This window comes from Kitasatospora sp. NPDC004272, assembly GCF_053603035.1.
In genome coordinates this window covers 158546-167041 of record NZ_JBSGET010000002.1, presented here as the reverse complement: position 1 = coordinate 167041, position 8496 = coordinate 158546, and the positions used below count along the sequence as shown (strand labels likewise).

Below are 8496 nucleotides of genomic sequence, written 5' to 3'. Positions count from 1 at the left end.
GACGTGTGCTAGTCCGATCTGCCAGTTCGGCCAGCGCCCGTTCGAAGCGGGCGACGGTGGGGTTCCACAGCCGCTGGTAGACCAGGCCGCCGGCGGCGGGCGGCCGCCCGCCGCCGGCCAGCGCCTGGTAGGCGTCGCCGCCGGTGCCGAGGTCCGGTACCGGGTAGGTGGTGGACAGGTCGAGCGGGGGGACGTGCGTGCCGAGTCCGGCGAGGTCGTCGCGGCCGGCGTGCACGGCTCGGGTGTCGAGTCGGCTCATGCCGCCCGATGGTGAACGCCCGGGCGTCCGGTGGCCAGGGCGGCGGCAGATGATTCGGTCCGGGCGGGGGCGCTCTTGCGGATGTTCGGCGCGGGCCGCCACGCTGGGGGCGTGCCGAACATTCCACGGGGCCGCGCGGCGGGGCTCGACGCGGTCGACCGGGCGATCGTCCGGGAGCTGCTGGCCGACGCCCGGACGCCCAACAACGCGCTGGCGGAACGGGTCGGCGTCGCGCCGTCCACCTGCCTGGCCCGGGTGCGGGCGCTGCGCGAGCGCGGGGTGATCGCCGGCTACCACGCGGAGGTGGACCTGCCCTCGGTCGGGCTGGCGCTGCAGGCGATGATCTCGGTGCGGCTGCGGGCGCACACCCGGGAGCAGAACGGCAGCTTCCGGGCCGCCGCGCCGCACCTGCCGGGCGTGCTGGCGGTGTTCCACATGGCGGGCAGCGACGACTACCTGCTGCACGTGGCGGTGGCCGACCCGGAGGCGCTGCGCTGCTTCGTGGTCGACCACCTGACGGCCCACCCGGCGGTCGCGCAGACCCGCACCAACCTGGTCTTCGAGCGCGTCCCGGGCGGCGGCCCGGAGATCTGACCTGCCGTCAACCCTCCTACAGCCAACCGCGCTTGGCGGCCTGCAGCCCGGCCTGGAAGCGGGTCCGGGCGTTCAACTCGCCCATCAGCTGGGCGATCCGGCGGGTCATGGTGCGCTGGGTGATGCCCAGGCTGCGGGCGATCGCCGCGTCCTTCGCGCCCGCCGCCATCATGGCGAGCAACTCGCGGTCCTTGTCGTCGAGTTCGTCACGCGGCCGGTCCGCGGCCAGCGGGGTGGCGCGCTCCCACAGCAGGTCGAAGCAGGTGATCAGGGCGGTCAGCAGCGGGGAGGGGCGGATCCACAGCGCGGCGGTGGACTCGGTGGCCTCGAAGCTCAGCGGGATCATCGCGCAGCGCCGGTCCGCGACCAGCATCTTCATCCGCACCGAGGGCAGGCTGCGGGCCTGCTCCCCGGCGTCCACGCAGCGCAGCACGAACTCCCGCTTGTCGGCGCTCTCCAGGCCCGGCGCGTCGTACAGCACCCGGCACTCCACGCCCCGGGCGAGCAGCTGGAACTCGATCGGGTTGTCGGTCGGGCTGTCGAAGTACGGCGGGCAGTCGATCGCCAGGATCTCCTGCTGGGCGCCGAGTTGGAGCTGTTCGGCGCGGTGCCGCAACGCGTCCTGGCCCTCGACCAGTTCGACGAGTTCGCTGGAGACGGACGGTCCGAGGTCGGCGTACGTGACCGCCAGTTCCCTTACCCGCAGCCGTAGTTGGTCGAGCTCCTGTTGGCGCCGGGTGGCCAGCGCGTCCACCGCGACCTCCGGCGGGGCGGCGGTGTACCTGGTCGGGCTGCCGGCCAGCCTGGTCACCAGGCCGGCCGCCACCAGGCGGTGCAGGGCGGTGCGCAGTGCCCCGGGGGCGGCGTCCACCGAGTCGGCGAGGCGGGCGGAGGTGGAGCGCGGGGCGGCCAGCACCCGCAGGTACAGGGCGCTCTCCAGCGGGCCGAGGCCGAGGGGCTCCAGCAGGTCGTCGGACATGATCCCCAGGATATGGCGGGCGTTGGCGAGTTGTGGCCACTGTCCAGCATCCGCCGCCGCAGTTCAGGGCGTTCGGCCTTACCGTACTGAGTATCGGTAATCTGTCCGGTTCACTCGGACGGGGCAGGGCTGCCGAGCCCCGACGCGGCCGGACAATGGTGCCCTTCCGCTCCCACCCGGTCGCCCCCGTTCGTGAAGGGACCGACCATGGCTGTCGCGGACCCACCCCAGACCGTGCGCTACCGCCTGAGCCTGGCGACCGTACCCGCGTCCGTGCCCGAGGCGCGCCGCGGCGTGCGGGCCGAACTGGCCGCCCGCGGACTGGACGCGGACCACCCGCTGACCGACACGGTGCTGCTGGTGGTGAGCGAACTGGTCACCAACGCGGTCCGCCACGCCGCCCCCCGCTCGCCCCGCACCACGCTTCAACTCGACTTCAGTGAGCGGGAGTTGACCGTCCGGGTGCACGACCGCCACCCGCACTGCCCGCAGCGCCGCGAGGTCCCGCACGAGGACGGCAGCGGTGGCTGGGGCCTGGCCCTGGTGCACGAACTGGCCGCGCTGGCGGGCGGGGCGGCGGAGACCGTCGCGGACGAGGACGGCGGCGGCAAGACCATGCTGGTGCGGCTCCCGCTGGAGTGCTGAGCGCGCGGCGCCGAAGGCTGGCGCGGGGCCGGCGCCGCGTCCCGGCGGACGCCGGTTGGGAAGACGATCGTCGGACGACCCCGCAGCCTCCACTCTGCTGCACGCCCAGAGTTATTGCAAGTAAGTCGCAATAAGGCGGGCCGCCGGGCCCGTCGGGCGCGACGCACCCGGTCGGCGCCCGGTAGGCGCCCGGCGGCCCCGGCGGCGCTCAGCAGCTTCGCAGTGCGCCCGGCGCGCGCAGGCTCTCCAGCGACGGGTACCCGTCCACCGCCATCAGCAGGTCCGTCTCCGCCAGCAGCGAGCGCAGCACGTGCACCACCCCCGCCTCGCCGCCCAGCGCCAGCCCGTACACGTACGGCCGGCCCACGCCGACCGCCGTCGCGCCCAGCGCCAGCGCCTTCACCGCGTCCGCGCCGCTGCGCACGCCCGAGTCGAACAGCACCGGCAGGCCGTCCGCCGCCTCGACCACCTCGGCCAGCGACGCCAGCGCGGGCAGCCCGCCGTTCGCCTGCCGCCCGCCGTGGTTCGAGCAGTAGATCCCGTCCACGCCCGCGTCCTTCGCCCGGCGCACGTCCTCCGGGTGGCACAGGCCCTTCAACACGATCGGCAGGCTGGTCAGCGAACGCAGCCACGGCAGGTCGTCCCAGGTCAGCGGGTTGCCGAAGATCTGCACCCAGTCCATCACCGCACCGCGCGGGTCCCCGTCCGGGTCCTGCAGCCGGGCCCGGAACACCGGGTCGGAGGTGTAGTTCGCCAGGCAGTGGCCGCGCAGCTGCGGGAAGCTGCCACTGCCCAGGTCGCGCGGCCGCCAGCCGGTCACCCAGGTGTCCAGGGTGACCACGATCGCCTTGAACCCGGCCGCCTCGGCCCGGTGCACCAGCGACTCGGCCAGCGCCCGGTCGGTCGGCGTGTACAGCTGGAAGAACCCGGGCGTGCCGCCCAGCTCCGCCGCCACCGCCTCCATCGGGTCCACCGACAGCGTGGACGCCACCATCGGCACCCCCGTGCGGGCCGCCGCCCGGGCCGTCGCCAGGTCCCCGTGCCCGTCCGGCGCGCACAGCCCCACCACCCCCACCGGGGCCAGGAACAGCGGCGAGGCCAGCTCCAGCCCGAACAGCTCCACCCGCAGGTCCCGCTCCTTCGCGCCGACCAGCATCCGCGGCACCAGCCCCCACCGCTCGAACGCCGCGGCGTTCGCCCGCTGGGTGTGCTCGTCACCCGCCCCGCCCGCCACGTACGACCACAGCTCCGGCGCCAGCGCGTGCCGCGCCCGCTCGGCCAGGCCCTCGTACGTCATGGGGAACTTCGGGGCGACGCCGAACAGCGCCTCGAAATAGACCTCGTTCTGGTAGTCGCCGAACTGGGGGGACATGCGCGCTCCTCGGTGGACCGGGTGGGGTGGGGCCACGTTCCAACGGTTACCCGCGGGTAGTCAAGGGTTGGCCGCCCGCCGCCGCCGCGCCCTTTCCCCGGCGCGGTCGATCGCCCTCCCGGTGGAAGATCAACCGGAGGTAGCCTGGCAGCGGATGTGGTGACCATGCGAGCGAACGAACCCCAGACGTCCGGGACGGCGATCCCCGAGGTCCCGTTCACCGCGCCACCCGGCGGACCGGTCGGCGTCGAAGTCATGACCCTCGCCGAACTCCGCACCCGCCGCGCCGCCGCGACGGCCGCCGCGGGCGACTTCCACCGGCCCCAGCGCCCCGCCTTCCATCACCTGCTCACCCTCGACCGCGGCACCCTGCACCACACCGTCGACTTCACCACGCACACCGTCCGACCCGGCAGCTGGCTGTGGGTCCGGCCCGGACAGGTCCAGCAGTGGGGCGAACTCGGCGACGCCGACGGCACCCTGGTCCTGTTCGAACCCGGCTTCCCCGACCCCGCGACGGTCGCCGCCGCCCGCCTCGACGACCCCTTCGCCGCCGCCGTCCTGCACGCCGACGGGCCGGAACGCGAAGCGCTGCGGCACGCGCTGCGGCACCTCCACCGCGAGTACGCCTCCGGCGCGGACCTGCCCGCCGAGATCCACCACGCCCTGCTGCGCCACCTGCTCGCCGCGCTCCTGCTGCGCCTCGCCAACCCGCCCGCGCCGTGCGGCAGCGCCGCGACCGAACCCGGCGAGACCTACCGGCGCTTCCGGCAGGCCGTCGAGCACCACTTCACCCGCACCCGCCGGGTCGAGGACTACGCGAAGTTCCTCGGCTACTCCCCGCGCACCCTCTCCCGGGCGACCCTCGCCGCCGCGGGCGTCGGCGCCAAGGAGTTCGTCGACCGCCGCGTCGTCCTGGAAGCCAAACGCCTGCTCGCCCACAGCGAGAGCTCCGCCGCCCGCATCGCCGACCACCTCGGCTTCGCCGACGCCGCGAACTTCGCCAAGTTCTTCCACCAGCGGACCGGCACCACGCCGATCGCCTTCCGCACGGCGGTGCGAGGGGCGGTGGGGGAGTCGCCTGCGGCGGGCTTGAGAGTGGGGGGTTGAGGGGGGCGGTGCGGAGGGCGGTGGGGGAGTTGCCTGCGGCGGCCTTGAGGGTGGGGGGTTGAGGGGGGCGGTGCGGGTGGTGGTGGGGAGTCGCCTGCGGCGGGCTTGGGGGTGGGGGGGGTTGAGGGGGGCGGTGCGGAGGGCGGTGGGGGAGTCGCCTGCGGCGGGCTCAGGGGAGGGGAGTTGGAGGAAGGTAGGGCAGTCGCCTGCGGCTGGCTGGCTGGCTGGGGCGGGGAGTTGGGGGAAGGCAGGGAGTCGCCTGCGATGGGCTGCGGGGGTGGGGGCGGGGTGGTGGTCGGGGGTGGGGGGACGGGTGGGTTCGGGCGTGTTGTAGGTGCGTAACTGTCCGGTTCCGATCCGGTCCGGAAAAGGTGGACTCGTGCCGTTCGGGGCGGGAGAAGCCCTAGGGTTCCCGTGAAGATCCCGTGCGTGGTGTCGGGAAATTTCCTGATGGTTCGGCAAGCAGCCTAGGAGCGCGGCACGTTGGAGACTCTCGGCGATGGCGATCCGCACGCGATCGGGCCCTACCGGTTGTTGGGGCGGCTGGGGGCCGGCGGGATGGGGGAGGTGTTCCTCGGGCGGACGGCGGGCGGGCGGACGGTGGCGGTGAAGACGGTCCGTCAGGAGTTCGCCGCGGACCGGGAGTTCCGGCAGCGGTTCCGGCAGGAGGTGGACGCGGCGCGGCGGGTCGGCGGGCGGTGGACCGCGCCGGTGCTGGACGCCGACACGGAGGGGGCGCAGCCGTGGGTGGCCACCGGGTACGTCGCGGGGCCCTCGTTGACGGACGCGGTGCAGCGTTTCGGCGCGCTGCCGCCGGACACCGTGCGGGCGCTGGGCATCGGTCTGGCCGACGCGCTGGAGGCGGTGCACGAACTGGGGCTGGTCCACCGGGACGTCAAGCCGTCGAACGTGCTGCTGGCGCTGGACGGGCCGCGGCTGATCGACTTCGGCATCGCCCGGGCACTGGACGCGACCTCCGCGCTGACCAGGTCGGGGTACGTGGTGGGTTCGCCGGGGTTCATGTCACCGGAGCAGGCCAAGGGCCGCCCCTCGGGCCCGGCGGGTGACGTGTTCGGGTTCGGCGCGGTGCTGGTCTTCGCCGCGACCGGGCGGGCCCCGTTCGGCGAGCAGGACAGCGCGGCCGGGCTGCTCTACCGGATCGTCCACGAGGAGCCGGAACTCGGCGGCCTGGACGGCGACCTGCTCGCCCTGGTGCGCGACTGCCTGGACAAGGAGCCGGAGCGTCGGCCGTCCCCGGCGGCCCTCCGGGAGCGGCTGGAGCGCAGCGCGGCGGGGCTGACCCGGCTCGGCGACCGGGGCTGGCTGCCCGGCGCGGTGTCCGAGGAGGTGGCGCGGATGGCCGTCGCGCTGCTGGACCTGGAGTCGCGGCCCGTCACGGAGCCGCCCGCGCCGCCCGCGCCGACCGTGCTCGCCGCCCCGCCGCAGGCCCCGCCGACGGTTCCCCCGACCGCCCCCCACCAGGCGCCCCCGTCGTACGGCCCGCCCGCGGACCCGTACGTGTCCCAGACCCCGCCGGGCGCGTACCCGGCCCCGAACCCGTACGTCTCCCAGACCCCGCCGGGCGCGTACCCGGCCCCGAACCCGTACGTCTCCCAGACGCCGCCGGGCGCGTACCCGTACCCCGCCGTCATCGTGCAGCAGCCGCCCAGGCGGCGGACGGCGCCGCTGATCGCCACCGGGGTGGTCGCGGCGGTGCTGGCGGGGCTGGGCGTGTGGGCCGCGACGGGCGGGCTGGGCGGCGACGAGGAGGCAGCGGGCGGGCCGTCCGGCAGCCCGGCGGCGGTCACCAGCCCGGGCGCCGGGAAGTCCCCGGGGCCGGACGCCTCGGCCACCCCGGCCGGGCGGAAGAGCGATCCGCCCCCCTCGCCCTCGCCCTCGCCCGAAGCCGAGGACGGGGACGCCGTCGCGGACGCGTTCCTGGGCACCTTCGAGGGAACGGCCGCCTCCTCGAACGGGCTGCGGCTCGTCATGCGGTTCACCGTCCACCAGGGCGCGGTCGGTGACCCGGTCGCCTACGTGGAGACCGACGGCGGCCTCGGCACCGGCCAGGTGATGTGCACCAACGAGGCGTCCCTGGTGTCCGCCACCAAGACCCGGCTGGTCGCCCGCACCGTGACCGGGACGGTCAGCGCGGGCTGCGACCCGATCGGCGGGGACGCGGTCCTCACCCCCAACAAGGACGGCTCCCTGCACTTCGTCCAGCAGGGTTTCTCCGGCGACATGGAGCGCAACGACTGAGCCGCGGGCCCGGCCGGGCCGCCGACGGGGGCGGCCCGGCGGCCGGGGCGCGGTTCAGATCGTGCCCCAGACCGGGGCGGAGACCAGGGCGGACAGCTGGTCGGTGGTGAGCACGGGGTCGCCGGGCCGCTCGCCGTCGCGCCCGGTGGTGGAGTTCCAGAGCCGGAGGCTCACCTCGGTGCCGTCGGGGAGCAGGGCGTTGGCGAGGTAGCCGCCGTCGGCGGTGCGCTGGGCGCCGCCGAGGGGGACGGTGCTGCTGACCAGGGTGCCGTCGGGACGGCGGTCGGGGCTGCGGTGCATGGTGGAGAAGGTGAGCTGCGGGTCGGTCGGGTAGCTGCGCCGCCAGCCGGGGGTGACGCTGAGCAGCAGGACGCTGGTGCGGCCGTTCGCGGTGACGTCGACCCGGATCCGGCCGGGCAGGTCGGTGCCGGTGCGGCTGGTGTCCAGCTGGACGCCCTGGACGCCGTTCAGCAGCGGGGTCAGGGCGGAGAGCATCCGGTCGCCGGCCGGGGCGGGCCGGGCCGGCGGCCGGGAGGGGGCGGTGCCCAGCGTGCCGAACACCCACTGCCACTGCGGGGCGGTCACGATCTCGGTCAACTTGGCCTTGTCCAGCGGCAGTTCCTTGACGGTCGGGTCGGCGGAGACCTCGTCGACCTGCACCAGGCGGCCGTTGGCGAGGGTGTACGCCACGCTCAGGCTGTGGTCGTCGCTGCCGGGCCCGCCGTAGCCGGTGGTCAGCAGGTGCGAGCCGTCGGGGCGGGTGGCGGGGTCGCAGGTGGCGCTGCCCGGGACGACCGGCTCGTAGCACAGCAGGCGCTGGGCGTCGGTGGTGACCGGGGTGGCCACCAGGTCGATGGCGAGCAGGAGTTGGACCCGGCCGCCGTGGCCGTCGTCGTAGCCGAGGTACGCCTGCGGGACCTGTCCGGGCGTGTTCGGGTCGGGCGCGCGGCCCTGCCCGTCGCTGACGGTGCCGCCGGCGGGCAGCAGCGAGGTCAGGGTGTCCAGCATGAACGCGTCGTCGACCCGGGGCGGCGTCGCGGCCGGGGCCTGGGCGGACGGCTTCGGGCGGTCGGGCAGCAGGGCCGGGACCACCCCGGCGGCGGCGACCAGGGCCACTGCCGAGGCGACGCCGATCCGGCGGCGCAGCACGCGGCGGCGGCCGCGCCGCTCGGCGCCCAGGGCGAACTCGTCGGCGGACACGGCGGGCGCCAGTTCGGCGCCGGCCCGCAGGACGCGGGCGAAGTCTTCTTCTTCGGAAGGCGAAGGCATGGCGGGGCT

Annotated in this window: 7 protein-coding genes and 1 pseudogene; 4 read left to right on the top strand and 4 right to left on the bottom strand. The window is 75.3% G+C overall.

Annotated elements, in window-relative coordinates; all coding sequences use genetic code 11:
- Positions 1 to 259, bottom strand: a pseudogene (locus ACWEO5_RS01600) (PLP-dependent transferase); the annotation flags it as partial.
- Between the two features lie 111 nt (positions 260 to 370).
- Here ACWEO5_RS01600 and ACWEO5_RS01595 point away from each other — a divergent pair.
- Entirely contained in the window at positions 371 to 853 is a 483-nt protein-coding gene (locus ACWEO5_RS01595; protein ID WP_452159076.1) for an Lrp/AsnC family transcriptional regulator, read from the top strand.
- A 16-nt stretch (positions 854 to 869) separates the two neighbouring features.
- On the opposite strand, the gene ACWEO5_RS01590 is transcribed toward ACWEO5_RS01595, so the two are convergent.
- On the bottom strand, positions 870 to 1832 hold the full coding sequence (locus ACWEO5_RS01590; RefSeq protein WP_452159074.1) for a TrmB family transcriptional regulator: 963 nt from the start codon (positions 1830 to 1832) through the stop codon (positions 870 to 872).
- Positions 1833 to 2039: 207 nt separating this feature from the next.
- Here ACWEO5_RS01590 and ACWEO5_RS01585 point away from each other — a divergent pair, with 207 nt between their 5' ends.
- Positions 2040 to 2477, top strand: coding sequence for an ATP-binding protein (locus ACWEO5_RS01585; protein WP_452159072.1), 438 nt, complete (start codon positions 2040 to 2042; stop codon positions 2475 to 2477).
- A 208-nt stretch (positions 2478 to 2685) separates the two neighbouring features.
- Here ACWEO5_RS01585 and ACWEO5_RS01580 read toward each other — a convergent pair whose 3' ends face one another.
- The gene (locus tag ACWEO5_RS01580) at positions 2686 to 3849 is read right to left on the bottom strand and encodes an alpha-hydroxy-acid oxidizing protein (RefSeq protein ID WP_452159070.1); all 1164 of its coding nucleotides are present in this window, start codon (positions 3847 to 3849) and stop codon (positions 2686 to 2688) included.
- A 165-nt stretch (positions 3850 to 4014) separates the two neighbouring features.
- Between ACWEO5_RS01580 and ACWEO5_RS01575 the strand changes: the two genes are divergently transcribed.
- Positions 4015 to 4959 (top strand): helix-turn-helix domain-containing protein, encoded by a 945-nt coding sequence (locus ACWEO5_RS01575; protein WP_452159068.1) that lies wholly within the window; start codon positions 4015 to 4017, stop codon positions 4957 to 4959.
- A gap of 483 nt (positions 4960 to 5442) precedes the next feature.
- A complete protein-coding gene (locus ACWEO5_RS01570) occupies positions 5443 to 7218 on the top strand; it encodes a protein kinase domain-containing protein (protein WP_452159066.1) in 1776 nt (591 codons plus the stop codon).
- Positions 7219 to 7272: 54 nt separating this feature from the next.
- Here the strand turns inward: ACWEO5_RS01570 and ACWEO5_RS01565 are convergent, their stop codons facing one another.
- Positions 7273 to 8487, bottom strand: a complete 1215-nt coding sequence (locus ACWEO5_RS01565) for a hypothetical protein (RefSeq protein ID WP_452159064.1) — start codon at positions 8485 to 8487, stop codon at positions 7273 to 7275.
- Positions 8488 to 8496: the final 9 nt, after the last annotated feature.

What these genes read in the sequence shown, in the direction of transcription:
- ACWEO5_RS01590 (WP_452159074.1), bottom strand. Translation starts at nt 1,832, where the DNA reads ATGTCCGACGACCTGCTGGAGCCCCTCGGCCTCGGCCCGCTGGAGAGC.
- ACWEO5_RS01585 (WP_452159072.1), top strand. Translation starts at nt 2,040, where the DNA reads ATGGCTGTCGCGGACCCACCCCAGACCGTGCGCTACCGCCTGAGCCTG.
- ACWEO5_RS01580 (WP_452159070.1), bottom strand. Translation starts at nt 3,849, where the DNA reads ATGTCCCCCCAGTTCGGCGACTACCAGAACGAGGTCTATTTCGAGGCG.
- ACWEO5_RS01575 (WP_452159068.1), top strand. Translation starts at nt 4,015, where the DNA reads ATGCGAGCGAACGAACCCCAGACGTCCGGGACGGCGATCCCCGAGGTC.
- ACWEO5_RS01565 (WP_452159064.1), bottom strand. Translation starts at nt 8,487, where the DNA reads ATGCCTTCGCCTTCCGAAGAAGAAGACTTCGCCCGCGTCCTGCGGGCC.